At 70.5% G+C, this 24,879-nt stretch carries 23 protein-coding genes and 1 pseudogene; 5 read left to right on the top strand and 19 right to left on the bottom strand.

Translation table 11 applies throughout. The features are described 5' to 3' along the window. Nucleotides 1-390 precede the first annotated feature (390 nt). Both ACWIHT_RS36820 and ACWIHT_RS36815 read left to right on the top strand, forming a co-directional pair. Nucleotides 391-669 carry a hypothetical protein gene (locus tag ACWIHT_RS36820; protein ID WP_456172749.1) on the top strand — a complete coding sequence of 93 codons (279 nt, stop codon included), beginning with the start codon at nucleotides 391-393 and terminating at the stop codon, nucleotides 667-669. A 909-nt stretch (nucleotides 670-1,578) separates the two neighbouring features. Further along, a complete protein-coding gene (locus ACWIHT_RS36815; RefSeq protein ID WP_456172747.1) occupies nucleotides 1,579-3,366 on the top strand; it encodes a cytochrome c biogenesis protein CcdA in 1,788 nt (595 codons plus the stop codon). 61 nt (nucleotides 3,367-3,427) lie between these two features. Here ACWIHT_RS36815 and ACWIHT_RS36810 read toward each other — a convergent pair whose 3' ends face one another. Together ACWIHT_RS36810 and ACWIHT_RS36805 are read right to left on the bottom strand one after the other, a co-directional pair. After that, nucleotides 3,428-3,937, bottom strand: a complete 510-nt coding sequence (locus ACWIHT_RS36810; protein WP_456172746.1) for an SRPBCC family protein — start codon at nucleotides 3,935-3,937, stop codon at nucleotides 3,428-3,430. 229 nt (nucleotides 3,938-4,166) lie between these two features. Further along, the gene (locus tag ACWIHT_RS36805) at nucleotides 4,167-4,817 is read right to left on the bottom strand and encodes a fasciclin domain-containing protein (RefSeq protein ID WP_456172744.1); all 651 of its coding nucleotides are present in this window, start codon (nucleotides 4,815-4,817) and stop codon (nucleotides 4,167-4,169) included. 357 nt (nucleotides 4,818-5,174) lie between these two features. Between ACWIHT_RS36805 and ACWIHT_RS36800 the strand changes: the two genes are divergently transcribed. Continuing rightward, a complete protein-coding gene (locus tag ACWIHT_RS36800) occupies nucleotides 5,175-5,588 on the top strand; it encodes an ATP-binding protein (protein ID WP_456172742.1) in 414 nt (137 codons plus the stop codon). Nucleotides 5,589-5,628: 40 nt separating this feature from the next. On the opposite strand, the gene ACWIHT_RS36795 is transcribed toward ACWIHT_RS36800, so the two are convergent. The 3 genes and pseudogenes from ACWIHT_RS36795 to ACWIHT_RS36785 all read right to left on the bottom strand — a co-directional run. Beyond that, nucleotides 5,629-6,381, bottom strand: a complete 753-nt coding sequence (locus ACWIHT_RS36795; protein WP_456172740.1) for an anti-sigma factor — start codon at nucleotides 6,379-6,381, stop codon at nucleotides 5,629-5,631. Next, a complete protein-coding gene (locus ACWIHT_RS36790) occupies nucleotides 6,378-6,962 on the bottom strand; it encodes a sigma-70 family RNA polymerase sigma factor (RefSeq protein WP_456172738.1) in 585 nt (194 codons plus the stop codon). The genes ACWIHT_RS36795 and ACWIHT_RS36790 overlap by 4 nt, the downstream gene beginning before the upstream one ends. Before the next feature lie 697 nt (nucleotides 6,963-7,659). Beyond that, a pseudogene (locus ACWIHT_RS36785) lies at nucleotides 7,660-7,993 on the bottom strand (helix-turn-helix domain-containing protein); the annotation flags it as partial. A gap of 77 nt (nucleotides 7,994-8,070) precedes the next feature. Between ACWIHT_RS36785 and ACWIHT_RS36780 the strand changes: the two are divergent. Beyond that, complete coding sequence (locus tag ACWIHT_RS36780) at nucleotides 8,071-8,943, top strand: inositol monophosphatase family protein (protein ID WP_456172737.1); 873 nt, start codon at nucleotides 8,071-8,073, stop codon at nucleotides 8,941-8,943. A gap of 83 nt (nucleotides 8,944-9,026) precedes the next feature. On the opposite strand, the gene fabG is transcribed toward ACWIHT_RS36780, so the two are convergent. Genes fabG through ACWIHT_RS36730 form a run of 10 tightly spaced genes read right to left on the bottom strand, consistent with a single transcriptional unit; the run spans nucleotide 9,027 to nucleotide 18,074 of the window. Further along, nucleotides 9,027-9,731 carry a 3-oxoacyl-ACP reductase FabG gene (gene fabG / locus ACWIHT_RS36775; protein WP_456172736.1) on the bottom strand — a complete coding sequence of 235 codons (705 nt, stop codon included), beginning with the start codon at nucleotides 9,729-9,731 and terminating at the stop codon, nucleotides 9,027-9,029. Nucleotides 9,732-9,750: 19 nt separating this feature from the next. After that, on the bottom strand, nucleotides 9,751-10,719 hold the full coding sequence (locus tag ACWIHT_RS36770) for a zinc-binding dehydrogenase (protein ID WP_456172734.1): 969 nt from the start codon (nucleotides 10,717-10,719) through the stop codon (nucleotides 9,751-9,753). Between the two features lie 20 nt (nucleotides 10,720-10,739). Further along, nucleotides 10,740-11,609 (bottom strand): ACP S-malonyltransferase, encoded by an 870-nt coding sequence (locus tag ACWIHT_RS36765; RefSeq protein WP_456172732.1) that lies wholly within the window; start codon nucleotides 11,607-11,609, stop codon nucleotides 10,740-10,742. A 58-nt stretch (nucleotides 11,610-11,667) separates the two neighbouring features. Then, nucleotides 11,668-12,423, bottom strand: coding sequence for a polyketide synthase (locus tag ACWIHT_RS36760; protein ID WP_456172731.1), 756 nt, complete (start codon nucleotides 12,421-12,423; stop codon nucleotides 11,668-11,670). Next, complete coding sequence (locus ACWIHT_RS36755; RefSeq protein ID WP_456172730.1) at nucleotides 12,420-13,148, bottom strand: enoyl-CoA hydratase-related protein; 729 nt, start codon at nucleotides 13,146-13,148, stop codon at nucleotides 12,420-12,422. Before ACWIHT_RS36755 ends, ACWIHT_RS36760 begins: the two co-directional genes overlap by 4 nt. Beyond that, nucleotides 13,145-14,395, bottom strand: coding sequence for a hydroxymethylglutaryl-CoA synthase family protein (locus tag ACWIHT_RS36750; RefSeq protein WP_456172728.1), 1,251 nt, complete (start codon nucleotides 14,393-14,395; stop codon nucleotides 13,145-13,147). Before ACWIHT_RS36750 ends, ACWIHT_RS36755 begins: the two co-directional genes overlap by 4 nt. Continuing rightward, nucleotides 14,392-15,675 (bottom strand): beta-ketoacyl synthase N-terminal-like domain-containing protein, encoded by a 1,284-nt coding sequence (locus ACWIHT_RS36745; protein WP_456172727.1) that lies wholly within the window; start codon nucleotides 15,673-15,675, stop codon nucleotides 14,392-14,394. Before ACWIHT_RS36745 ends, ACWIHT_RS36750 begins: the two co-directional genes overlap by 4 nt. Before the next feature lie 41 nt (nucleotides 15,676-15,716). Then, nucleotides 15,717-15,965: a phosphopantetheine-binding protein gene (locus ACWIHT_RS36740; protein ID WP_456172725.1), complete on the bottom strand. Its 249-nt coding sequence runs from the start codon at nucleotides 15,963-15,965 to the stop codon at nucleotides 15,717-15,719. A 33-nt stretch (nucleotides 15,966-15,998) separates the two neighbouring features. Next, a complete protein-coding gene (locus ACWIHT_RS36735) occupies nucleotides 15,999-16,268 on the bottom strand; it encodes an acyl carrier protein (RefSeq protein ID WP_456172724.1) in 270 nt (89 codons plus the stop codon). Nucleotides 16,269-16,301: 33 nt separating this feature from the next. Beyond that, the gene (locus ACWIHT_RS36730; RefSeq protein ID WP_456172723.1) at nucleotides 16,302-18,074 is read right to left on the bottom strand and encodes a beta-ketoacyl synthase N-terminal-like domain-containing protein; all 1,773 of its coding nucleotides are present in this window, start codon (nucleotides 18,072-18,074) and stop codon (nucleotides 16,302-16,304) included. A 580-nt stretch (nucleotides 18,075-18,654) separates the two neighbouring features. On the opposite strand from ACWIHT_RS36730, the gene ACWIHT_RS36725 reads away from it, so the two are divergent. Then, complete coding sequence (locus tag ACWIHT_RS36725) at nucleotides 18,655-20,643, top strand: carboxyl transferase domain-containing protein (RefSeq protein ID WP_456172722.1); 1,989 nt, start codon at nucleotides 18,655-18,657, stop codon at nucleotides 20,641-20,643. A gap of 3 nt (nucleotides 20,644-20,646) precedes the next feature. Here the strand turns inward: ACWIHT_RS36725 and ACWIHT_RS36720 are convergent, their stop codons facing one another. From ACWIHT_RS36720 to ACWIHT_RS36705, 4 genes are all read right to left on the bottom strand, one after another. Continuing rightward, nucleotides 20,647-21,879, bottom strand: coding sequence for a cytochrome P450 family protein (locus ACWIHT_RS36720; protein ID WP_456172720.1), 1,233 nt, complete (start codon nucleotides 21,877-21,879; stop codon nucleotides 20,647-20,649). A 147-nt stretch (nucleotides 21,880-22,026) separates the two neighbouring features. Continuing rightward, nucleotides 22,027-22,689 (bottom strand): RNA polymerase sigma factor, encoded by a 663-nt coding sequence (locus ACWIHT_RS36715; protein ID WP_456172719.1) that lies wholly within the window; start codon nucleotides 22,687-22,689, stop codon nucleotides 22,027-22,029. 100 nt (nucleotides 22,690-22,789) lie between these two features. Continuing rightward, nucleotides 22,790-24,151 (bottom strand): carotenoid oxygenase family protein, encoded by a 1,362-nt coding sequence (locus ACWIHT_RS36710; protein ID WP_456172718.1) that lies wholly within the window; start codon nucleotides 24,149-24,151, stop codon nucleotides 22,790-22,792. Between the two features lie 23 nt (nucleotides 24,152-24,174). After that, entirely contained in the window at nucleotides 24,175-24,741 is a 567-nt protein-coding gene (locus ACWIHT_RS36705; protein ID WP_456172717.1) for a hypothetical protein, read from the bottom strand. Between the last annotated feature and the right edge of the window lie 138 nt (nucleotides 24,742-24,879).

The following is a 24,879-nucleotide window of genomic DNA, read 5'->3' as shown; positions in this document are numbered from 1 at the left end:
TCCGTCACCGGGGCTTTCGCCGTGCGCAGGGCCTCTGTTGCGCAGAACGGGACAATACGGAGAGGGCCGGGGTCACGGGCGGACCGTGAGACGAGCCTACTGCCGCAGACGGATCCGCCTGTCGCCCTCACTCCAAGTACGTACAAGAGCGGTCGAAAGTGTCGTCCCTGGTCGGTTCCTGACGGGATCGAGGGCGAAGGTGCCAGAGAGTGATGCGGGCTGAGGTCGGCCCAGGCGCTGGTCGTCGTTTCACGTGACGCCAGGTTGGTGATCGGCCGGGCAGGACGTCTGACGTCGCACGGTATCCCCAACCTTTGGGCAGGACTAGGCTGCGAGGTGAGGCCCCAGTCCCCGGTATCGATGCTGTTTCCAGCTCCCGGGAGGCCCGTTGTGTTCGTCTTGCTCCTCATCCTCATAGTGGTCCTGTTCGGCTTCGGTTTCCTCAATCCGCTCTGGTGGGTGGCCGCGGCGGCACTGGTCTACGGCGTCACCTGCCTCGGCCGTGATCGTGGCGGAGGCGGGAGCCGTGACGGCGGTTCCGATCTCGGCGGCTACCGGGACTACCAGGAGCGCCGGAGTCGCCGCGAACGCTGGGACCGCCGATACAGCCGCCAGCACCGGGCGCGCTGGCGACGCGAGGACCGCCGCGACCACGAACACCGCAGGTGACCTGTGGAGCGGCCCGGCAGACACAGGTGGTCGCTCCCGGAGCGGCTCGCGGCGGGTGCTACGACGTACACCGCATCGATCGGTGTCCCGGAGACCGTCGATCAGAACGCTGGTGAACGCAGCCCCTTCGACAGGCACCGCCGACATCCTGCCCGCCAGGCAGGAGCTTCGGCAGAAGACGCATTGCTGCCCGGCCCGGGCCGTCGAACTACCCGCCACGAATGAGCAGTTGGCACGAGCGCCGACGGACCGTGCGGCCACAAGGTCCCGGGGGCAGCGGGAGCATGACCCACGGGACCGGCCGGGCGACCGTCGCAGGTGGGTGGGCCGACCGGTTCCACCTCAAACACTTCACCCCCGGCGCCCGCGAACCCGCCCCCAGAGCGACGGCGAGTTCCTGGTCCGCGTCGACGTCGAACTCCCCTACGAACAGGGCATGTGCGGCGCCTGCCTCACACCCGTCCTCGCCGGAAAACCCGACCACCGCGACGAAGTCCAGACGGACGAGGAACGGGCCGCGAACAACCAGATCACCCTCTGTTGCTCCCGCACCCACAGCACCGAACTCGTCGCTGCCGTTGCCCGTCGTCCAGCCGACGAACACATCGGCCAGGACGGCGCGGTTCGAAGCAGCGAACCCCTCCCAAGTGAACTGCGCGCTCCCCTGCCGTATGCGACGCCTCCTGGTCGCCGTGAGGGGGCGGATGCTGAGCGCCGTGCGGCGCGGAACCGGCGGTCTGGGCGTGGTCCCCGACCCAGAGCGTTGCACCACGCAGGCGAGTCCGGTGTTCTCGTTCGCCGGCACCCGCGGTGTCGAGGGTGTACTTGACCAATCCGGGTGGGTGCGCGGTTTCGGATCAGGGGTGAGCGGGCCGGGACGGCCGGCGCTTACTCCGGAGGCTGAATCGCATGATCACTTTGGTTCTGATCGGGTTGCTGGGAGGACTGATCACGGCCGTGTCGCCGTGCATCCTGCCGGTGCTTCCGGTGGTGTTCCTGGCAGGCGGCCCAGGTGGTCAGACAGATACGGGCCAGACGGGTGCGGGTCCCCCCGGCTCCGGGAACGGCGCCGGGGCTACGGCGGCGTCGGGCGACGTCCTTGTCGCCGAGCGTCCGCCCGCCGCGCCCGCCCGCAACCGCCGCCCCTACGCCGTCGTAGTGGGCCTGGTCCTGAGCTTCAGCTTCTTCACGCTCCTCGGCGTGACGATCATCTCCGCGCTCGGCCTGCCGGACGACATCCTGCGCTACGTCGGCCTGGTGATGCTGGTCCTGATCGGCATGGGGCTCGTGTTCCCGCCGGTGGAGCGGCTGTTGGAGAAGCCCTTCGCCCGGATCCCGCAGCGCCAGGTCAACAAGGAGGGCAGCGCGTTCGTCCTGGGCCTCGGTCTGGGGCTCCTCTACGTCCCCTGCGCCGGGCCCGTTCTGGCGGCCATCACCGTGGCCGGCGCACGCGGTGAACTGAGCCTGGCCATCGTGGCGTTGACGGTCTCGTTCGCGGTGGGCACGGCCCTGCCGCTGCTGGCGTTCGCCCTGGCCGGACGGCGCGTGGCCGAGCGGATCGGCGCCTTCCGCAAGCGGGCCAGGAAGCTACGGATCGTCGCGGGCTGCCTGATGATGACGCTCGCACTCGCCCTCGCCTTCAATGTCACCGACGCGATCCAGCGGGCCCTGCCCGACTACACCTCGGCGGCGCAGAAGAAGATCGAGGACAGTGACGTAGCACGGCAAAAGCTGTCCGGGCTGTACGACAACTCCAACAAGGAGCTGTCGCGCTGCGAGGACGGGGTCGACGAACTGCGCTCGTGCGGACAGGCGCCGCCGATCGCCGGGATCTCGAAGTGGCTCAACACCCCGGGCGGGCAGCCGGTCGATCTGAAGCAGGAGCGCGGCAAGGTGGTCCTGATCGATTTCTGGACCTATTCGTGCATCAACTGCCAGCGCAGTCTGCCGCACATCGAGGCGTGGAACAGGGCTTACAAGAGTGCCGGGTTGGAGATCATCGGGGTGCATTCCCCGGAGTTCGCGTTCGAGAAGAACGCCTCCAACGTGGCCGGTCAAGCACGGAAGTTGGGCGTCACGTACCCGGTGGCCCTCGACAACAAGCTGACGACCTGGGACAACTACCGCAACCGGTTCTGGCCCGCGAAGTATCTGATCGACGCCCAAGGGACCGTGCGCTACTTCAAGTTCGGCGAGGGCCAGTACGGGCAGACGGAAGACCTCATCCGCACGCTGCTCAAGCAGGCGAACCCGAACGTCCAACTCCCCCCGAAGACAGGCCAGAAGGACGCGTCGCTCACGAAGGACCGTACTCCGGAGACCTATCTGAGCAACCAGCGCATCAGCGGCTACGTCGGCGACCCGCTCCAGGCGGACAAGGCCAAGACCTACCGCTTCGCCGGCGACATTCCGGTCAACAGCCTTTCCCTGGACGGTACTTGGACGGCCGGGTACCAGTACTTCACCGCGGGCGACCACGCCCGTCTCGCCTTCACCTACCGGGCGAAGAACGTCAACGTCGTCCTCGCGGGCAAGGGAACGGTCACCGTCCTCGTCGACGGCAAGACCGTCAAGACGATCCCGGTGTCGGGAACACCCACGCTGCACAGCCTGGTCGACGAGAACACGGCCCGCACCGCGCGTCTCGAACTCCGGGTCACGCCCGGCATCCAGGCGTACTCCTTCACCTTCGGGTGACCCGGACCGGCCCAACTGCCCGACCGCCCCAGGACGTTCCGACGCCTGGGGCGGTCGGCGTTCATACCCTGTGATCCCTTTCCAGTTCGCGCTTGAGGTTGTGCAGGGTCTTGTCGATGTTGCGAACCTGGAACTCGGCGAACGTCCTGCCCGGAGTGACGAGCCGGTCGAAGGCGTCGGCCAGGAACGTCGGCCACGCGCGCCTGTCGTCGGACCAACTCTCCGTGACGCGCGTGCCCTCACCGGCCGGCTCGAAGCGGTACTCCCAGGTGGCGATCGGACCGCGCAGTCGCGGACGGGTACGCCCGATGGCATGGACGCGGAACGCGAAACGGCGGCCCGGATCGGCCGCCGTGACCGTGCAGCGCGTGACCCACCGGAACCTCCCCCGCTTGTTGCACCCGACGAACGAGCTGCCCTCCGTGGCGTTCTCGCCCGTCGAGTCGGCTGTCGTGCCCAGGTTCTCCGGACTCCAACGGCCCATGTCACCGGGACGGCTCACGGCTCGGTAGACGGTCTCGGGCGGGACATCGATGACGATGCTGCCGCTGACGGTAAACACTCTGGTCACTGCGCCGCCTCTCACGGGACACAACAAGCTACTGCCGAGTAGGAATCATGGCCGGCGACTGAAACCGGCCGGGGGCCGGGGACGTGACGGCGAGGACGCGAACGCGGACGAGTGCCGGCACAGCGGTGAGGGGCGAGGCATGTGCCCCGCCCCTCACCGTCTCCCCGTCACAGGAGTCGTACGGCCGGGCACCTGGACGTCGGTGCCCGGCCTTGCTGGTGGTGGTCCGTCAGCTGGTGGGCATCAGGACGGTGTCGATGATGTAGACGTTGGCGTTGGCGGTCTTGACGTTGCCGCAGACCACCTTCGCGGAGTCGTTGACCGTGTACGACTCACCGGAGCCGGCGGTCGTCAGCTTCGACTTCTCCAGCGTGTCGAAGGAGCCCTTCTCCAGGTCCTTCGGGGTCAGCTGCTGACCCACCACGTGGTAGGTGAGGATCTTCGTCAGCTGGGCCTTGTCGGCCAGGACCTTGTCCAGGGTGGCCTTCGGGATCTTCGCGAACGCGTCGTTGGTCGGCGCGAACACGGTGATGCCCTGGGCGTTGTTGAGGGTGTCGACGAGGCCAGCCTTCTTCACGGCGGCGACCAGGGTGGACAGGGCCGGGTTGTTGGACGCGGCGGTGGCGACGGGGTCCTTGGCCATGCCGTCGAAGGAACCGGCCCCACTCTTCGGAACGCCGGAACACGCCGTACCGAAGGGCTGGTCGGCGGTCGTGGCGCCGGCGTTGTTCATGCTGTCGCTCGAAGCGGACGCGGACGCCTTGGTGGAGGCATCGGACTTCGCGGAGTCGCTGCCGCCGCTGCCGCAGGCGCTGAGAGCCAGCGGCAGCACGGCGGAGGCGGCGAGGACGACTGCGGTACGGCGGATACGGGTATTCATGGTGTTTCTCCTGTTGCTCATACGGCGTGTGTCGCCTGTAGACGGGGAAGAGGAAAAGCTTTCGAGATCGGTCGACCGGCCGCGGGGAATCGCCGAACGCCGGGAGAATTCCGGGTGGTTCGCGTTTTCCCTCTCGTTGTCGGTCACGTGGGGAATCCGGTTCCAAAAGCCCGGCGGATTGGCCGTTTGCCTGATCGGATGAATCTTTTTCTCAGACCAATCCGCAGCCTGACCTGCTACGGATGTACGGGTTTCCGGGATTCAGGTCGAAGGTCTGCCAGTGAGTCCCGTTTCCACACCCGTCCATTGCGGTGCCCGTGACGGATTACCTGTGCGAGTGAAAGGAGCTGATGTGCCATGGAACGCTCATACGTGAGCTTCGCTCTCGCACCGGAGGACGGTCTGTGTTCCGTGCGCGGTGACGTGCGCGGGCAACTGGCACGGTGGGGACGGAGCGAACTGGCCGAGGACGCGGTGCTCGTCGTCAGCGAGTTGCTGGGCAACGCCTTCGGGCACGGAACGGTGCCGGTCCGCCTGTCGCTCGCTCTGCACGGGCGGGCGGGCCGTCAGTCGCTGACGATCCAGGTCAGCGACACGAGCCCGGGTTTCGACACGAAGGCGATCCGGGCGAGGTGGACGCGTCCGTCCTCGTCCCTGAGCACCGACGGCCGGGGGCTTCTGCTGGTCGAGGCGCTCTCCCGCGCGTGGGGCGACCGGCACCACCGTCGGGGCCACACGGTCTGGGCCGACCTGCCGCGAGGCGTCGCCTGACGGCTGACACGGCCCCGCCGGACCGCGGGGCCGTGTCAGCTCAGGCGGGGAAGCGGGTCAGGGCGAGGGGCACGGAGGTGGGCTGCTTCGATCCGCCCGCGGGTTCGACGGTGATCCCCATGCCCGAGGCCCCGTCAACGGCACCCCGCAGCAGAACGGTCTGGTCGGCGCGGTCCGGGTCCATCAGGCCTGCCGACCGCATGGTGCCGGCGTCGTCGAACCAGAGCTGGTAGACCTTCCCGGTCGGCGCGTGGCTCATTCCGGCGACCACGAACACCGCCTGGTCCCGGCCGTGCGAGACGACCACCGTGCCGGTGGCACCCTCGGGCAGCGTCACGGCCTGACTCCGGGCATCCGGTGCGGCGAGTACAGCGCTGATCTGTGCCGTTCCCTGTTCGGCTCGGTGGGCCTGAGCCAAGGCGCTCTCGGCCCGTTGGTGCTGCCAGACGGCGGTCCCGCCGAGCGCCGCCGCGGCGGCGAGGCAGGCGGCCAGCGCCCACCGGGACAGCAGGCGTGCCCGCCCCGCCGCACGGCCGGGACGCGGCGCGGGGTTCTCGCCCGGTGCCTCTTGACGGACCGTGGTGATGCGGCGCAAGACCCGCCCGCGCATCTCCCGGTCGGGTTCCACGTACGCGGCGAGGCCCAACCGGGCCGCGGTGGCGGACAGTTCGGCGGCCTCCTGGGCACATGCCTCGCAGCCCGCGAGGTGCCGCTCGAACAGGTCGCGCTCCTCGTCGGACAGGGCGTGCAGGGCATAGGCGCCGGTGAGCCGGTGCAGGTCGTCGGTGATCACGCGGTCACTCCCAGGCAGTCACGGAGTCGGATGAGGCCGTCTCTCAGTCGGGTCTTGACGGTTCCGAGCGGTAGCGCGAGCGCCTCGGCGACCTCGCGGTAGGTCAGTCCCCGGTAGTAGGCGAGGGTGACGGACTGGCGCTGAAGCTCGGTCAGCGTGCGCAGACAACGCCGTACCTGTTCACGCTCCAGTCGCGCCTCGACCTGTTCGGTCACCTCGTCGAACTCGGGGGTACGGGCGAGCAGCGCGGCCTTGTGGTCGCGGGCCGCGGCGGCGTCGGCCGAGCGAACTCGGTCGATGGCGCGGCGGTGGGCCAGGGTGAGGATCCAGTTGATCGCCGTACCCCGGTCGGAGCGGTAGCTCGGCGAGGTGCGCCACACCTCCACCAGGACCTCCTGGGCGACCTCCTCCGACTGCGCGTGATCGCGCAGGACGGCGCGAGCGACGCCCAGCACAGGCCCCGCCACTGCGTCGTAGACAGCCGCGAACGCCGTCTCGTCGCCCAGGGCGACCCGGCCCACCAGCTCCTGCAGATCTGGCTGCATCGAGGGATTTCCACCGATACTGATGGCTTCTTTCACAAGGATCCTTCGTGAGCGGGACATCTCCGGACGTAATCCGATCCTGAGACACCCGGCGGATTGGTCCCGGAGCGTCGCCGACTTCTCCAGATGGACCCGCCTGGAGCAAGGGAGGAAAGGGGGCGTCTCGGCCGTACTCGCGCGGGTGTGCGAGGGCTGTCGGCTCAGGCCCGATCTCTTCCGGGACATCCGATGGGGCGGATGCAGCCGCACCCGGTCCGACCGGCTACTTAGCGGGTCAGGAAGGGGTGCGGCGGCATCTCTGGGACTTCTCTGGGGCTTTGGGCCCCGAAGCGGGCTACGAGCCACGCTCGACGGGCTCTACCGACCGGCCACGAGTCCCTCAACGGATATGCCCACGCCAACAACGCCCCCGATACCAAGTCCGACCCGACCGGCCTGCGGCCGATCACGGACTGCGAACGCGGGTGCAGCGACGGCAAGGGTGGGAGCTTCCACGGCTACATGACGATGGGCCCCGGCGGTACATGGGTCTGCCACTCCAGCAAGACCTACACCCAGACCTTCCAGTACCAGAAGACGGGTGGCGGCACCGGCAGCGGCACCATGACTGTCACGGTCCGCACGGATGGGCCCATCAAATCTGCCCAGGTGGTCTTCGAGAAGGGGCCCGCCCCGAAGCCCGAGCGGAGAGACGGATCTCAGTGCCGGGCTGGACGACCACGACGGCCATGCGGGTGCCGTCCACGATGAGCAGCGTGTCCTTCGCGAAGCGTCGCCGGGGCTTCAACGCGAGGAGGGGCCGATCTGGTCGGTTGTCCGATCGGCTGCGGACTTCTAGATGCCGAACAGCAGGGCGAGTTGACGCACCGTCACGTTCGTGCGCCAGTAGGCGACAGCGAGCAGCGCGCGGTCGTCCAGCGACGGACCCCAGGGCCGGCCCGGCCCCGCCGGACAATGTCGGCTCCCCCGCACCGCGGCGCGGTCGCTGTCCTGTGGAACCGGCGCGGATTCACGCCGGTGAACGGGGGTGTCCAGGACGGCCCGGACGCCGTGATCACACCAACCATGCGGTGATCGTCTCAGCGAGGCAGTACACATCGACCAGGGGTTGATCACGAGGATGTCGGCGGTAAGAGTGAGCGGTATGACGGACTCAGCAGATCTGGCGCTGGCGCACCGCCTGGCCGATCAGGCAGACCGGATCGCCCGGCGCTACTTCCGCGCACCCGGCCTGGGCGCCGAGGACAAACGCGACGGAAGTCCGGTCACCGAAGCGGACCGCGAGATCGAACGTGCCCTACGCGCGTCAGTCCGTACAGAGCATCCCGGCGATGCGTTCGTCGGCGAGGAGTTCGGTGCTCATGGCCGCGGCAGCCGCCGATGGATCATCGATGCCATTGACGGCACAGCGAGTTTCATCGCGGGCGAGCCGGAATGGAGCACCCTCATCGCCCTGGAAGAACACGGCGTCGTGACGCTGGGCATGGTCTCCGCCCCCGCACTCGGGCGCCGCTGGTGGGCAGCACCAGGCACGGGGGCCTGGACGGGGCCGTGCCCCTCGGATCCGTCTGCGCCGCCGCACCGGCTGACGCTCACGACAGGAGGAGAAGCCAAGGATGCCGCCATCGGGATCTGGCCTCCACCTCCCCGACTGAGCGAAACCGAACGAACCGCTGCCGCGCGCCTGGTGGCCGCCACCGCGACCGTAGTCCCCGCGCTCGACTGGTCGACGGTGGACACCACCGCACCGCCTCCCCGTAAGCCGTCCACCGGATCCGGCACCTGCCACGGAGCCCTCCTGGTCGCGACGGGAAAACTCGACGCCTTCCTCCTGCTGGGCGCCGGTCCCTGGGACATTGCCGCAGTGATCCCCATCGTCGAGGAGGCCGGTGGCACCTTCAGCGACCTCACGGGCCAGCGGCGAACCGACACAGGCGCAGCCCTCTTCGCCAGACCCGGCCTCCACCACCAGCTCCTGAACGCGACCGAATCCCCCGACAGGACTTGGGGCGGCTGACGAACGTGGCGCTTGCTGCCGTTGGCGGCAAGGTGCTCCACCGCGAGTTCGATGTACGTGTGTCGCCGCCCGCCCGCGGAGACTCAGGCGCCGAGCCCCAGTCCGCCGTCGACATGAAGCTCTGCTCCGGTCATGTAGCGGGATGCGTCGGCGGCGAGCCAGAGCACGAGGGAGGCGATCTCCTCCGGTTCCGCCGGGCGCTTGAGGAACGTCCGGTCCAGCAGTTGCCGGAGCATGTCCTCGGGCATGTCCTCCAACATCTCGGTGCGGACCAGGCCCGGCGATACGAGGTTCGCGGTGATGCCGTAGGCGGCGTACTCGCGGGCGATGCTGCGGGCGAGTCCGACCAGGCCCGCCTTGGACGCGGCGTAGTTGCCGGCGCCCCGGCGGCCCGCCGCGCCCATGACGGACGAGATGAAGATCATCCGGCCGTGCCGGATCCGGACCATGCCGCGGCTGGCGCGTCTGGCGACCCGGAAGGCCCCGGTGAGGTTGGTGTCCAGGACGTGGCCGAACTGGTCGTCGGTCATGGCGGCCAGCGGGGCGGAGTGGGTGATCCCGGCGTTCGCGACGAGGACTTCCACGGGCCCGTGGGCCGCCTCCGCGGCCGTGAAGGCGGCGTCGATCTGTTCGGTGCTGGTGACGTCGCACCGCAGGTTGAGGGCGCCTGGCAGCTCATCGGTGCCGCGGTGCGCGACGGCGACGCGGTCGCCCGCCTCGCGGAAGGTCTCCGCGACGGCCCGGCCGATGCCGCGGTTGCCGCCGGTGATCAGGACGGAGCGGTTCACGGGATTCTCCTTTCGCGGGTCACCAGTGGAAGGCGATCTTGCCGACGACGTCGCCGCGCAGGAGTCGTTCGAAGCCCTTGCGTGCGTCGGCGAAGGGAAGTTCGGCGGCGATGTCCGGACGCAGGCCGTGCTCGGTCATGAGGGCCAGGAGGCGGCGGAGTTCGTCGAGCGTGCCGGAGGTGGAGCCGACGACTTTCAGTTCGTTCCAGAAGATCCGGTTGAGGTGGGCGATCGGGTCCGCGCCCGAGGTGGCACCGGTGACGACGACGGTGCCTCCGGGGCGGACGGAGCGCAGGGTGTGGGACCAGGTGGCGCGTCCGACGCTCTCCATGACGGCGTCGACGGGTTCGGGCAGCGGCCTGCCGCAGGGGAACGCGGCGTGAGCGCCGAGCCGTTCGGCCGCGGCGCGCTTCTCGGCGCTGCGGCTGGTGACCCACACACGGAGTCCGGCGGCCCGGGCCAGCCGGATCAGCGCGGTGGACACGCCGCCTCCGGCTCCCTGGACGAGGACGGTGTCTCCTGGGGTGAGGCCCGACTTGGTGAACAGCATGCGGTAGGCGGTGAGCCAGGTGCCGGTGACGCAGGCGGCTTCGGCGTGGGTGAACTCGGGCGGTTTGGGCGCGAGCACATGACGGGGTACGGCGACGCGTTCGGCGAAGGTGCCGGGGGCTCCTTCGCTGAGGAGGGTGTGGGCGGGGTCGCGGACGGGCTCGTGGCTCCACCGGGCCGCGGCGATGATGGTGCCGACGATGACCTCGTTGCCCTCCTCGTCGGTGCCGCTGGCCTCGCCCCCCAGGATCATCGGGTAGCGGCCGGCGGGCAGTCCGGCACCGCGCAGGGTCCACAGGTCGTGGTGGTTCAGGCCGGCGGCCTTGACCGTGACGAGGGTCCAGGTGTCGTCCGGGGCGGTGGCTTCGGGGCGCGCCCCGAAGCGCAGTGCTCCCAACGGATCGTCGGACGAGGGGTGTTGGGCGTAGACCGCGTACATGAACTGCCTCCGGAATGTGATCAGGGCCGGGCCGTGAGACGTCGGCCGCGGATCTGCCGTACGAGGGAGAGCAACGTCGTGCTGCCGCCGATCTCGACGAACGTCGTGTCCGGGTCCTCGTCGAGGACGCGTTCGACGGAGGGGGCCCAGAGAACGGGGTGGTCGATCTGGCGGGTGAGGTCCGTGACGATGCGCGGGACGCCGTGGGGCTGGGCGGTGTGGTTGGCCAGGACCGGTGCCGCGGGCTCGTGCCAGTGGCGGACGGCCATGAGGGTGGGCGCGAACTCCTCGGCGGCCGGACTCATGTGGGGTGTGTGGAACGGACCGCTCACCCTGAGCGGTGTCACGGCGCGGGCCCCGGCGTCGCGCAGTCTCGGGGCGGCCTGGGCGAGTGCCTCCTTGGGGCCGGCGAGCACCGCCTGGCGGTGTGTGTTGAGGGCGGCGACGTGCACGCTCGGCGACCCGATCAGGCGGAGCGTCGGTTCCAGCCTGTCGGTGTCGATTCCGCTGACGGCGACCATGCCGCCCGGGGTGACGTCCATCAGCCGGGCGCGCTCGGCGACGAGTCGCAGCCCGGTGGGGAAGTCGAAGACCCCGGCGGCTTCCAGGGCGTTGTATTCGCCCAGGCTGTGGCCGAGGAGCACGTCGGCACGGGCCGCGCCGTCGAGGAGACGCCGACGGTGGGCGAGGGCGTTGACGGTGTAGACGGCGGGCTGGGTGAACCGGGTGTGCCCCAGGACACCGTCCGGATCCTCCAGGCAGAGACGGCGCAGTGAGTAGCCGAGGATGTCCTCGGCGAGTTCGGTCAGGTCGGGGAATCCGGTGAAGAGGTCCTTCCCCATGCCGATGCGCTGGGTGCCTTGGCCGGGGAAGAGCAGAGCGATGGTCATGGTGGGCTTCCTGCGTCGGACCGCGGAGAGTGTGTGCGCTGAGTGGTGACGTGGACCGTCACGTGTCGGGGTAGAGCGTGTCGATGCGGTGCCGTGCTTCGGCGGTGGCGAGGGTGGCGGTGTGGTGGGCGAGTTCTCGCGCCAGCGCCGCCAGCGCCATCTCCCTTGCCGGTACGGCGAGTTCCTGCTTGAGCAGCTGAAGCGTCGTGCGGGGGGCCTGGGCGATCCGGGCGGCGATGGCGTCCGCGCGCGAGGTGACCTTGTCGTGCGCGACGATGTTCACCGCGGCTCCGCGGGCCATGAGTTCGCGGCCGCGGTAGGGGCGACCGGTGTAGAGCATCTCGGTGCCCAGCGCCTGTCCGAGGACCGCGGGGAGGACATGGGTGGCGCCCAGACAGGGAGTGAAGCCGTAGGTGAGGAAGTTGGCGGAGTAGCTGGAGCGATCGCTGAGGACCACCGCGTCCGCGTAGAGCGCCAGGAGCAGTCCGCCCCCGATCGCGTGGCCCTGTACCGCGGCGACGACGGGCAACGGGCAGTCGGCGGCGGCCCGTACGAAGTCCCAGCCGGCCGGGGTGCGGGCCTCGCCGTCGGCGGTGAGGTCCTCGCGGGTGCCGCCGGAGCAGAAGATGTCGGGCAGCCCGCTCAGTACGATCGCGCGAGTGCCGGGGTCCGCCGCCGCCTCCGCCAGGGCCGTGGGCAGGGCGGTACGCGCGGCGGGTGTGATGCGGTTGCCGCGGGCGGCGTCCCGGAGCGACACGTGGGCCAGGGGCGCTTCGAGGCGGACCACGACGGGTGCGTGGTGCGAAGTGGTCATGGCACGAGCCCCTGTCCCACGAGCAGGGACATCCGGGCACGGCCGTCCGGGTCGTCGAGACGCTCCCGCATCGCTTCCATGGCCTGCTCCAGGCTGCCGGTCCCGGGTTGAAGGGTGTCGCGGTACCGCTTGAGAGCCGCGACGGCCGCAGGGGTGGTACGGCGCAACTCGCGCATGATCCGCACCAGTTCGGCCTCCGGATCCTGGGCCGCGCGGTCGGCGAGGCCGGTGCCGACGGCGGCAGCGGCATCCAACTCCTTCGAGGTCAGGGCCAGTTGAAAGGCGCGCTGATGGCCGGTACGGCGTGCTACGACCGGGAGCAGGACGGCCGGCAGCAGACCCACCAGCAACTCGGTGATCCTGAACGTGGCTTCGGGACCGGCGACGACCTGGTCGCACGCGGCGGCGAGGGCGACGCCGCCACCGGTCACCTGCCCGTCGACGAGGGCCACGGTGACCAAGGGGCTCCGAGTCAGACCCGTCAGGAGGTCGTGTGCCAGCGCCAGACCGCCCAGGATGTCGCTCGTGGGCCGGTCACCGGCCAGCGGCATACCGGTGCAGAACGCCGGACCGTCGGAGGCGATCACGAAGGCGCGTACCCGGGAGGTGCGTTCGGCCAGTTCCAGCGCGGCGGTGAGTGCCACGACCGTGTCCTCGCCGAGTACGGGTCGGGTGAGTGTGGCCCGCAGTTGTCCGGGCCGCTGTGTCACGGTGACGGCGCTCATGACAGTCCCCCGGCGAGTTGTACGTAGTGACGCTCGTGGCCTTCGATGTGTTCGAGCATCGTCAGCGGGCGGCCGGGGCTCACGGCCGGCGCGAGCTTCCGCGCGAGTGAGAGGTCGGCCTCGAAGTCCGCGACGCCGGAGCACAACGGGTCGCAGGCGTCGGCGACTTCGTCGTAGGCGGCGACGTCGAGGCGGGTGCGGGCGGCGAGCGCGTCGGCCACGCCCGCCGAAGTGCCTTTCCGTTCGCGGGAGTTGAGCAGCCAGCTACAGAACTCCGAGGAGCATCCGGAGCCGTAGGAGAAGATGCCGATCCGCCGGGTGGTCGTGGGGTCGGGCTCGGTGTGGTCGAACAGGCTGAGGAGGGCGAGGAGCGTGGTTCCGGCGTAGATGTTGCCGACCTGCGCCGGGTAGCGGGTGGAGTCCTCCAGGCGGCGGGTGAAGTCCTCGGTGATGCGCTGCGGAGGGATGCGTCCCAGGCCGCGCAGCAGGGAGCGGTGGGCGCCGCGGACCGCTCCGGGGAAGGGGGTGTGGAACACCAAGTGGTCGAAGGAGGCGAGGAATTCGGTGTCCGGGCGGCGGCGCACGTAGTCGCCGTAGGCGGCCCTGAGGCACTCGACGTACGACATGAGGGACAGGTCGGGGTCCCAGATGTGGTCCGCGGGGGTGGGGCGGCGGACGTCGGTCACGTCGAAGCTGCAGTATCCGGCGGCGCCCAACTCGGCGGTCGCCAGGGTGGGTTGTGGTCCGACGAGGACGGCGACCGCGCCCGCTCCCTGGCTGGGTTCCGCGGTGCTTCCGCGGATCAGCCGTGGCACGTCGCAGCCGATCACCAGGGCTCGGGCGTCCTCGCGGGAGGCGGTCGCGATCTGTGCCGTGGCGAGCTGGAGTGCCGCCATTCCCGCGTAGCAGGCCTGCTTGACCTCGAACAGGCGGCAGGTGCGGGGAAGTCGCAGGAGTTCGTGGATCCAGGTCGCGGTCGACTTGGACAGGTCGATCCCCGACTCGGTGCCCACCACCAGCAGTTCGATCGTCTCCCGCTCGCGGTCGTCGAGCCGGTCCAGGAGCGGGCGGGCCGCGTTGACCGCACAGCTGACGACGTCCTCGCAGGGCAGGGCGACCGTCTTGCGCCGCATCAGCAGATTCGCCATCCGGGACGTGTCCATGCCCCGTGCCCGGAACAGGTCGTCGACCTCGATGTAGGCCAGGCCGAGATAGGCGCCGATGTCCTCGATGCCGACCTGCTTCATGTGCCGTCCTCCTCCGCTGCCCGCCCCAGGACGAGGGATGCGCTGATCCCGCTGAAGGCGAAGCTGTTGCTCAACGCGGTGCGCAGGGGTGTCCGCGTGATGATGTCGGTGACGAACCTCAGGTCGGGCCGCACCGGTTTGGCCAGACCGGGGGTGGCGTGGCAGTAGCCGCCGTCGAGTTGCAGCAGGGTCGCGATCGCCTCGACGAGGCCGGCGGCGCCCAGTCCGTGGCCGAGGACGGCCTTGGTCGAGTTGATCAACGGGCCTTCGCCGACTGCTCCTTCGGCGAAGGTTCCTTCGGCGGTGCCGAACACCGCGCCGAGGGCCGCGGCCTCGCTGTCGTCGCCGATGACCGACCCGGTGCCGTGGGCGTTGACGTAGTCGATGTCCGACGGGGTGCGGCCGGAGTCGGCCAACGCGGCGCGGATCGCCCGGACTTGACCGGCGCTCTCCGGCTGGGTTCCTCGTCGGCCGTCCGTTCCGGTGCCGGAGCCGAGGATCCGGCCCAGCGGCCTGACGCCGCGCTCTCGCGCCTCGGCCGCGGGCTCGACGAGCACGGCCGCCGCGATGTGTGCCGGGGCGAAGCCGTCGTGACTCTCGTCGAAGGGGCGGCAGGCCACGGTGGTGCCCCCGCCAGGGGTGACCCGGGCCATCGCCCCGGCCTTCACGAAGGCGCCGATCTCCACCGGGGAAAGGTCGTTGACCGGCGCGACGACGAGAGCGCGCGGTACCTGGCCGCTCGCCACCATCCGCGCGGCCTGGATCAGGGCGAGCGCACCGGCGGCCGACGATCCGCCGATCGGCCACCCCTCACCACGGCACCCGGTCACCTCTCCTACGGCACCGAGCGCGTCGGTGTCGAAGCAGTCGAGCACATGCCCGGCCCGGATCGCGGACGGGTCGGCGGCGTAGGCGGCGGCACTGCGGGACTGGTGGCCCAGGGCCAGGTTGTTGCCCGCGATCACCACGGCGGTCTCGCGGACCTCGGCGTCGGCCAGCCGGGCGGCCGCGCACGCGGCGAGCGCGACGCAGCAGGCGGTCCGCACCGGGAGGGTGGCCCGGCCGGCCACGCGGCGCAACCTGTCGCGGTCGGCCGGTTCGTCGCAGTGGTCACGGGCCCACGACCGCAGGTCGAAGTCGTCCAGGAACGCGGCGGGAACCACAACGTCCGTGCCGGGTAAGGAAGTTGCACGCGGAGTGGGCGCTCCGCGGCGGAGCACCCGGTCCAGTTCGGCCACGCTGTCGGCGGCGGGGTGCAGCACCCCGGCGGAGGTCACCACGATGTCGCCCCTCCCCCGCCGGGACGGCTCTTGAGCGGGCTTCACGGCTGCTCGCGGTGCGCGTGGAGCAGATCGGTCAGTTCGCCGAGCGTGGGCGCGGCGGCGAGCGCGGCCGTGGGGACGTCCAGCCGCAACTCGTTCACCGCGCCGACCACGATGTCCATGCGGTCGAGGGAGTTGGCGCCCAGGTCGCGAAGGCTCCGCCCGGGGTGGATCTCGCTCTCCCGGACGTCGTCCAGTACGTCCAGGACATGCCTGCACAGCACGTCCCAGATCTTGTCGTGTGTCATGGAACCCTCCTGCCGAGTGCCGTGGCAACCGGGTCAGCGCGCGCCCTGCTCCAGGCTCGCGCGCCCGGCCACGTGGTCGGCGAGATCGGTCAGGGTGGGGTGCTGGTAGAGCGCCTCGACCTTCTCCTCCAGGCCGTAGCGGGAGTTGATCACCGCGGTGACCTCGGCCCCGAGCACGGAGTCCAGGCCCAGGTCCTGGAAGGCGGTGTCGTCACCGATCTCCTCGGGCTCGCAGTAGAGGACTTCGGCCAGATGGGTGCGCAGGACTTCACGGACTTCCTGGGCGGTCGCGGTCCGGGACATGGGAGTTCTCCTGTCGTCGTGACGATCGGGTGATCAGTGGGCGAGTGATCCTTGGGCGTCGAACCAGTGCGCGCGGCGCTGGAACGGGTAGAAGGGCAAGTCGGGTCGACGTGGCTGGAGTTGGGGGTGGGGCCAGTGCTTGGCCCAGTCGACGGACTGTCCGTCGAGCCAGTCGCCGGCGGTGTGGGCCAGGGGCGTGGGCAGTCGTCCGAGCGCGTCCCTGCCTGCGCCCGTCGCCACGTACGGGTGTGTCCGCTCCACCGCCAACGCCTGGAGTCCGTCGGCCAGTTCGGCGAGGTCGGCGGCCACGAGAACACATCGCTCCCGCAGCGCCGCCCGGCCCGTCTGGGCCGTCCACGCGAGGGCGGCCAGAGCGGGCGGCTGCGGCCCGCGCAAGGTCTCCGCCAGGGACTCGGCCAAGGCGGACAGTCCCGCCCGGTTCATGGCGGACAGGGGGACGGCCGATGGGGCGGAGGGTGTCCCAGCCGACGTACTCGCCGTCGCTTCGGGCGCGTCCTCGATGATGGCGTGCGCCAACGCACCGCCCACACCGAAGGAGTTGACCCCGATACGCCGTACGGTCGTGTCGCGGGGCCAGGCGACCGGACGGTCGGCGAGCGCGACTGGCAGGTCGGTGAACGGCAGGTCGGGGTGAGCGTGTGCGAGGCCCGCGATCGGCGGGACGAGGCCGTGGCGCAGGATCAGGACGGCCTTGACGATGCCGAGGAGGCCCGCGGCGCATTCGAGGTGGCCGATGTTCGACTTGACCGAGCCGATCCACAACTTTCCCTCGGGCCCGGCCACTTGGGCTCGCGGCGCGTTGAGTTCCGTACGAAGGGCGTCGGTCACGGCTGTCGCCTCGGCGAGATCGCCTCCGGTGCCGGTCCCGTGGGCCTCGATGTAGCCGAGGGAGGAGACCGGGACGCCGGCGGTGCGGGCGGTGTGCAGGAACAGCCGGGTCTGGGCGGCGGCGTCGCTTCCGGTCAGGCCGCCGGCCCTGCCGTTGTGGGCGAGGCCGACACCGCGGATCACCGCGTGCACCGGGTCGCCGTCGCGCCGCGCGTCGGACAGCAGCTTGAGGAGGAGGCAGGCGCCGCCCTCGCCCCGGATGTAGCCGTCGTGATGGGAGCTGAAGGGGATGGAGGTGCCGGTGGGGGACAGTGCGCCCGCCTGGTAGGCGCTGCTGGTGTAGAAGCCGTTGCAGGTGATGTTGGCGGCCATGACGGCGGCCAGCGGGAACTCCCCGCCGCGCAGCCCCTGCACGGCCGGAGCCAGGATCGAAAGCCCTGAGGAACAGGCCGAGTCGATGGCGTAACTGGGACCGGTCCAGTCGAACTGGTACGAGATCCGGTTGGGGGTGAACGTGATCAGGGTGCCGGGGAATGCCGCGCTGTCCACGACGTCCGCCCGGATCATGCGCTCCCGGTAGTCGGCCATGGGGGCGGCGGCGAACACCGCGACCGGCGTGCCGCGCAGCCGCTCCGGTGCGATAGCCGCGTTCTCAAGGGCGTGCCAGGTCAGTTCGAGGAGCATGCGCTGATGGGGGTCCATCCACGCGGCCATCCGCCGGGAGACGCCGAAGAAGGCCGCGTCGAACCCGGCGGGGTCGTCGAGGAGCGCCGCCCGGAACGGCCGCGCGTCGATGTGCCCCGGGTCCACCGAAGGCACCCGCCGCTCGGGCACCGGTGCGATGAGCCGGCGCTCGTCCCGCAGCAACCGCCACAGCGCGTCCGTGTCGTCGGCCCCGGCCGTCCGGCAGGACAGACCGATGACCGCGACGGGCTCGGGGGTCTGATACTCAGTCAACCGCGGTTCGGGGAGCGGTGGTTCGGGGTGCACACGACCTCCTCGTGACGCTCGGGCTGCGCCACACTAGGCACCACCCGTGACAAGGAGGTGACAGCCCGACGCCGCCACCGACCGTGGCATATGCCAGACGTCACCGGGCCGTCACCACGGCCACGCAAGCTGACGATCCACCTCCGGAACCGTCTCGCGCCGCGGCCGTAGCACCGTTCCGGTCGGGCGCTCACCGTCGAGGCCCCGCCCGAAGACCACCAGCGGCTTCACCCACGGCCCGGGAATCTGTGCACTGCCCACGAATTTCCGCGCCTGCCGGGAATCCGTTCACCATCGCGTTCACAATCACTTCACCGTTGAACTGCGAATCCATCATCTCCGTTGAATGGGTGCGCTATTGGGTCCCGAGCCGACCGGTCGACACACGGTCTCGGGCCCGCGTCCACCAGGTTGCCGCACCGACCGACCACCCCCGCAGCCAACTCCTTCCGGAGGGACCACCGATGGCACCACCACCCCAGCGACCCGATGGCGACAGCAGAACCCCGACACCCGGACCACAGCCGACCGACCGGACCGGTGCGCCGTGAGGTTGCAGGTCCTGGGGTCACTGGGAGTGGAACGGTCGGACGGATCGGTCGAATGCGTACGGGGCTTCCAGGCCACGCTCATCACGGAGTTGCTCGCCGCGGACTCCATGGTCGTCTCCACCGACCGGCTCGCGGACGCTCTGTACGGTGAGGACACCCCCCGCTCCCCGCTGCGAGCCGTTCATGCCCATATGACGCGCCTGCGAAGGGCGTTGCGCCAGTGGGAGCCCGAAGGGCCGGGCGCGGAACGGCTGTTGACCAGGGCGGCGGGGTACGCCCTCAAGGTCTCGTCCTCGGAGTCGGACGCCGGGCAGTTCCTGGCCGAGCTGAACCGCGCGCGGACACTGGCCCGCACGGAGGACGCCGCCGCCGTGGAGATCCTCGAACCGGCGCTGCGCCTGTGGCGGGGCCCGGTGCTGGAGGGGACGTCGACGGGCGCGGGCGGCGGGCGCCTGGCGAACCGCCTGGAGGCGGCCCGGCGTGAGGCCGCCGAGCGGCTGGCGTCGGCCCGCCTGGCCCTGGGCCACTGCGCGCAGGCGGTCGCCGAGTTGGAGGCCCTGCTCCTGGAGGATCCCTACGACGAGGCCCTCGGCCGCCTCCTCACCACGGCCCTGTCCCGGTCGGGCAGACCGCTTGAGGCCCGGCAGGTGGAACAGCGCATCCGCAGAGCGCTGCGCGACGATCTCGGCGTGGACGCACGCACGGTACGGCGGCCACCCCCGCCCCGTCCCCGGCGCGTACCCGACCAGGCGCCGGCCCGGCCTCCGGTCACCCGATTACCTCCGCGGACGCGCCCCGTACGCGCCGACACCCCGGAGCAGCACGACCGCACGTCCTCAACCGGCTTGCTGGAACAGGTGGTTGACCGTGAGTCACCCGTGTGCCTGGTCGGTCCGTCGGCGCCCAGAGCCTCCGGGACGCCGTCGTCTCCGTCCCACCGCGACCGGACCGCTTCGGCGGGCGTCTACCGCATCGGAGGCTTCCCGGTCGCCGTGGTGCACGACGGGAGTCCCACGCCCGCCCTCGACGTCCAGGGCGTCCTGCGGACGTTGGACTACGCGCGCAAGGCCGGCCTGCCCGTGGTCCTCCTGCTCGGCGAACCCGGACACCGCCCCGGCCTCGCCTCCCGGACGCCCGCCCACCAGGTGATGATCCTGCGGTCGCTCGTGCAACTGCGGAGCGTGGTACCCCGGTTGGTGATCTCGTCCGGCGACGGTGCGGTGCGGCTCCCCGGGGCCGTGGCACTCGGGGACGTACACATCCGCGTGCGTCCGGACGCCCCGGCGGAGTCCGACGGGTATCCGGCGGCCGAGATCGAGGCGCGGAGCGTGGCCGAAGCGGCGGCGGGCGCACGTGAGCTGCTCGACCACCTGACCCTGCCCTGGGTGCCCGAAGTGCCGCCCTCGACGGAGGACTTCGGGGCCTTCGAACCGCCCGTCGACATGCGTGCCGTCATCACGGGGATGATCGACTCCGGCAGCTGGCTCGAACTCACCGCCGAGCGTGGCCCGAGTCTCCTCACGGGGCTGGCCCGGATCGAGGGCAAACGGGTCGGTGTCATCGCGAACAATCCGCTGGTGGGCGACGGAGCGCTCACCGCGCAGGCGGTGCGCAAGGGGACGCGGATGGTCGAGCTCTGCGCGTTGTGGAACGTTCCCCTGCTGGTCCTGGTCGACACTCCGCGGCTCCCCGGATGCGATGCGTCCGGTGCCGGGTCCCTGCCGGAGGTCGCCGGTTCGGAACTGCTGCGCGCCTTCCTGGGCGCCGAGGTGCCACGAGTCACCGTGATCGTGGGCCGGTCGCAGGGGTGGTCCGGGCTGGTCATGGGAACGCGCGAGTCCGGCGCGGACGCCGTCTACGCGTGGCCCCGCGCACGAACCGACCTCACGGCCGAGGCGCTGGACGGCACGATCGCCCCGCAGGCCACCCGAACGGTGGTGAGCACGCTCCTCGGAACCTTCCGCAGCCGGCGGACAGGTGCCTGAACCTCACCGGGCCGTCGCCGCGCGCGGGCCGAGCCGGACCGGCAGGGACGCCGGTCCGCGCAGGGCCGAAGGGCGCCAGGGCACGTCGACGGGGCGGCAGGCGGGCTCCAGCCGCGGATACCGCCGCAGGAGCCCGGAGAGCACGACCTGGAGTTCGAGCCTGGCCAGGGGCGCGCCCAGGCAGTAGTGGGGCCCGTGCCCGAAGGCCAGATGGGGGTTGTCTCGGCGCGCCACGTCCAGGTGTTCGGGGTCGGGAAAGCGGCGGGGGTCGTGGTTGGCGGTGGCGACCCCGACGAAGACGAGGTCCCCGCGGGGAATGGTCACGTCGTCGAGGGTGATGTCCTCGGCCGCGAAGCGGATGAGCCCGAGCGTCACGGGACTCTCGAACCTCAGCAGTTCGTCGACCGCCGAGGGGACGAGTTCGGGCGAGTCGACGAGCCGGGCCCACTGCTCGGGATGGCGCAGGAGCAGCAGCAGGCCGGAGCCGATCATCTGCGTGGTGGTCTCGGCACCCCCGGCGAACAACACCCCTGCCATCGAGGTGAGTTCGGTGTCGGTGAGCCGCCCCTCGTCGTCGTGGGCGCGGACGAGGGCACTGAGCAGCCCGTCGTCGGGGGTGCGCCGCTTCTCCTCGACCAGGTGGGAGAGATACGTCCACACGGCGTCGCGCGCCTCCGCGACCCGGGCCGCGACCTCCGGGTCCACGGGAAGTTCGGTCAGCGCGGAGACGAGCGGGCGCAGATACGTGGCGTCCTGCTCGCCCAGTCCCAGGAGCCGGCAGATCACCATGGTCGGGAGTGGTTCCGCCAGGGCGGTCACCAGGTCGGCCGGCTCGTCCGGCGGGAGTGGGTCGAGGAGCCTGTCGACCGTGTCCTCGATGTAGGAGGCGAGGTCGGCCACCCGGCGGGGGGTGAACTCCTTCGCCACCGTCCGACGCAGTCTGGTGTGCGCCGGCGGGTCCATGATCAGCATGGTCTCGGGCAGACAGTCCCCGAATCTGAACCCGAACTCGTCCATACGGCAGCGCAGTTCGGGACCGGCTCGGCGGACGTCCACACTCAGGCGCGGATCCTTGGCAAGGCTCTGGGCGTCCTCGTGGCGCGTGACGAGCCAGCCCTCACCCGCGAAGGCCGTCCGGATCCGGACCACACGACCGGCCTCCCTCAGCCGTCCGAAGTACGGGTACGGGTCGAGGTACTGGTTCAGGGTCCTGGTCCTCGCGACTCTGTCCGACACCGTTCCTCCAGCACGCAGACGGGTACCGGGACGCTCCCCGGCCGTGGACCGCCAGCCTGCGCGCCCGCGGTGACGACCCGGTGACGACGGGCATATGCCCATACGGGCACCGGAGTCGCCCTGTCACCGCCCTGTCACGAGCCGCGCTCACCGCGCACCCGCGACCCGCACTCCGTCGGCGGAGGCGAGGAACGCGTGGGCCTCGACGCGTCCCGCGCGGATCCGCTGTTCGGCGGGGGCGTGCGGGATGTCCGCCGTGGCGGCGAGGGCGGTCGCCATCCTGGCGCGGCCCCGGCTCAGCCGGCTGCGCACGGTGCCGACCGGAATCCCGCAGGCGACCGCGATCCGCTCGTACGGGGTGGCTTCGGCGGCGAAGTAGCGCAGCAGCAGGGGCATCCGCAGCTCCGGGGAGAGTTCCGCCAGGGCCGCCCAGACCCAGTCACGCAGCGCGTTCCGCTCAAGCCACTGCTCCGGGCCCAACTGCACTGCCACCAGCGGGAGTTCACTCACCGGCCGGACCAGGCCCGCGTCCCGCAGCACCAACCGGCTGGCGTTGCGCACGATCATCCGCAGCCATGCCCCCACGGCCTCCGGCTCACGGACATCGCCGATCCGCAGCAGCGCCGTCAGCGCCGCGTCCTGCATCACGTCGTCGGCGTCTGCGCCCGGTCCCAGAATGCTCAGGGCCACCGCGCGCATCCCGCCCCGGTGCCGCTCCAACAGCAGCCCCAGCGCGGCGACTTCACCGGACTGGGCCGCACGCGTCAGCAGGACGTCCTCGCCGCCCGCCGCTTCGACGGCCTCCCCCATCACCCGATCCCTTTCGGCATCCGTCCGGCTCTGCGCCGCCCTTCGGCGGGAGCCGTCCTCCGGGTGCGGGGCCCGGAGGACGGTTCACCGTTCATGCGGGTCAGGCGTCCGCCAGCCAACTGCCGTGGAATCCGGCGGGTACCCGGCGGGGCAGGTGGATGGTGGCCACCGGCTCCCGCGTGAGGTTGTCGGCGTCGAGGATCACCAGGTCGCTCCGGTCGGTCGAGGCGTCGTAGACGTACGTCATGAGCCAGCCGGGGCCGCCGGGTTGGTCGTCGGAGGGGGCGAAGGCCGCCTCGCCCGGGAAGCGTCCCGGAGCGAAGTAGTGGCTGGCGACGCTCGACTTGCGGAGGTCGTACCGGTGGATCGCGGCACGCGACTCGTCCGGGTCGTACTGCGGAAGCTCCGGTACGGGTGCCGCGGTGGCGTGGCCGAACTCCGCGGGGAGGCCCGCGAGTCGGTCGTCGATGCGGGGGAACTCGCCCGGGTGGTCGTCGAGTTGCTCCTCCGTGACGGCACCGGTGACGAGGTCGATGGTCCACCGCCACAGGTGGGCCGCCGTCGCCACGGTGACGCCGTCCCGCAGCGACGGGTAGCGCATGCCTAGCAGGACGAGACGCCGACCGTCGTTCTCCTCGAAGGAGTTGAGGGTGTGGAACACGTAACACGGGTCGATGTCGAACCAGCGGATGTCCCCGTGCGGGTCGTCCCGGCGCAGCACGCCGAGCCTGGCTCCATAGGTGTCGGACCAGACGTACGGCATGCCTCCGTCCGGATCCATGGCCCGCTCGATGCTGAACACGGCGGGCAGGTCCATGAAGACGACATGGTTCCTGGTCAGGTAGAAGTCGTGCATCATCGTGTGCGCCGGGACGTCGATCGGCCGGCTGACGGTCAACTCGCCGTCGGCGTCGGCGCGGTGATAGGTGAGGTAGGGCGCCGACAGCCCTCCGTACCCGTAGAAGTGGAGCTCACCGGTGACCGGGCAGGTCTTGGGGTGGGCGGTCATCGGGGTGCGCAGGCGGCCGTCGAAGTCGTAGGGGCCGACCGTGTCCAGTTCACGCCCGGTCTCGCGGCTCAACTCCTGCGGGAACGACGTCTCGACGAGGGCGAGGGTGCGCCCCGCGTGCCGTATGACGTGGGTGTTGGCGACGCCCGCGGCGAGGTTCATCTCGCCGTCGCGGCCGTAGACCTGGGCGCCCGTGGCGAGGGTCGGGGTGCGGACCCAGCGGTTGCGGTACGAGGTCGCCCGGCCGCCGTCGAGGCGGACTCCGTGCACCATGCCGTCGCCGGTGAACCAGTGGGCCGAGGCCGCCTCGTGCGGGTTGGGGCCGTTGCGCAGATACCAGCCGGTGAGTTCCGGCGGGACGGCTCCGGTCACCTTCAGCTCGGTGACCGTGATCTCGTCGGGGACCGGGGCGAAGTTTCCGGCGAGGTGCGGAGGGATGTTGTCTGTACTCACAGGGAATTTCCTTCGGACGACGGTCAGGCGTTCGCTGCCAGCAGGGCTTCGAGGCGCGCCTGGACCCGCTTGGGGTAGATCGAGGTGAAGACCGCGGGGGCGACCAGGCCGACGACATGGGCGGTGATACCGACCCAGGCGGGCGCGTCGGTCGCGTTGCTGATGGCCAGTACGACGGCGATGAAGGTGAACCCGGCTCCCCAGGCGGCCGTGATGGCGTTGTTGACGGAGAGGAATCCGGGGGTGTTCCAGTACTCCTCGGGTGTCTGCCGGCGGGCGATCCCGAGGGTGAAGGGGCTGCGGAGGGCCACGCTGCCCCAGGCCGTACCGGCGAGCCAGACGAAGGAAATGACGTCGCTGTGGTCCTGGACGGACGAGTCGGGCGAGCTGAAGGCGATCGCTCCGACGATGACGAAGTAGATGATGGTGCTGATCTCCAGGATCAAGGCGTCCATCGCCACTCCCCTGCGCCGGTCCTGTAGGAGCAGCAGCAGGCCGGAGACACAGCCGGCCACCGCGCCCCAGCGCCAGTCGACGGCGGAGACGAAGCCCGCCACGATCCATGGGACGAACCCACGCAAATAGCCCATGATGCCCACGATGTGTTTCCTCGCAGTTCGACGTTCCAACTTTGACAGGTGGAAGCTAGATGCTCCGCAAACAACATGTCAAGGTCGGAATATTGAACGAAAGTCCACCGGCGCATCGCCCCGCCGCGCCCGAACTCG

The organism is Streptomyces sp. NPDC002276, from assembly GCF_053891435.1.
This window is presented reverse-complemented; position numbering and strand designations above follow the sequence as displayed.

Coding starts and splice junctions, on each gene's coding strand:
- ACWIHT_RS36760 (WP_456172731.1), bottom strand. CDS start 12,423: ATGACCACTTCGCACCACGCACCCGTCGTGGTCCGCCTCGAAGCGCCC.
- ACWIHT_RS36805 (WP_456172744.1), bottom strand. CDS start 4,817: ATGAATACCCGTATCCGCCGTACCGCAGTCGTCCTCGCCGCCTCCGCC.
- ACWIHT_RS36780 (WP_456172737.1), top strand. CDS start 8,071: ATGACGGACTCAGCAGATCTGGCGCTGGCGCACCGCCTGGCCGATCAG.
- ACWIHT_RS36800 (WP_456172742.1), top strand. CDS start 5,175: ATGGAACGCTCATACGTGAGCTTCGCTCTCGCACCGGAGGACGGTCTG.
- ACWIHT_RS36705 (WP_456172717.1), bottom strand. CDS start 24,741: ATGGGCTATTTGCGTGGGTTCGTCCCATGGATCGTGGCGGGCTTCGTC.
- ACWIHT_RS36740 (WP_456172725.1), bottom strand. CDS start 15,965: ATGACACACGACAAGATCTGGGACGTGCTGTGCAGGCATGTCCTGGAC.
- ACWIHT_RS36755 (WP_456172730.1), bottom strand. CDS start 13,148: ATGAGCGCCGTCACCGTGACACAGCGGCCCGGACAACTGCGGGCCACA.
- ACWIHT_RS36765 (WP_456172732.1), bottom strand. CDS start 11,609: ATGACCATCGCTCTGCTCTTCCCCGGCCAAGGCACCCAGCGCATCGGC.
- ACWIHT_RS36815 (WP_456172747.1), top strand. CDS start 1,579: ATGATCACTTTGGTTCTGATCGGGTTGCTGGGAGGACTGATCACGGCC.
- ACWIHT_RS36770 (WP_456172734.1), bottom strand. CDS start 10,719: ATGTACGCGGTCTACGCCCAACACCCCTCGTCCGACGATCCGTTGGGA.
- ACWIHT_RS36735 (WP_456172724.1), bottom strand. CDS start 16,268: ATGTCCCGGACCGCGACCGCCCAGGAAGTCCGTGAAGTCCTGCGCACC.
- ACWIHT_RS36715 (WP_456172719.1), bottom strand. CDS start 22,689: ATGGGGGAGGCCGTCGAAGCGGCGGGCGGCGAGGACGTCCTGCTGACG.
- ACWIHT_RS36750 (WP_456172728.1), bottom strand. CDS start 14,395: ATGAAGCAGGTCGGCATCGAGGACATCGGCGCCTATCTCGGCCTGGCC.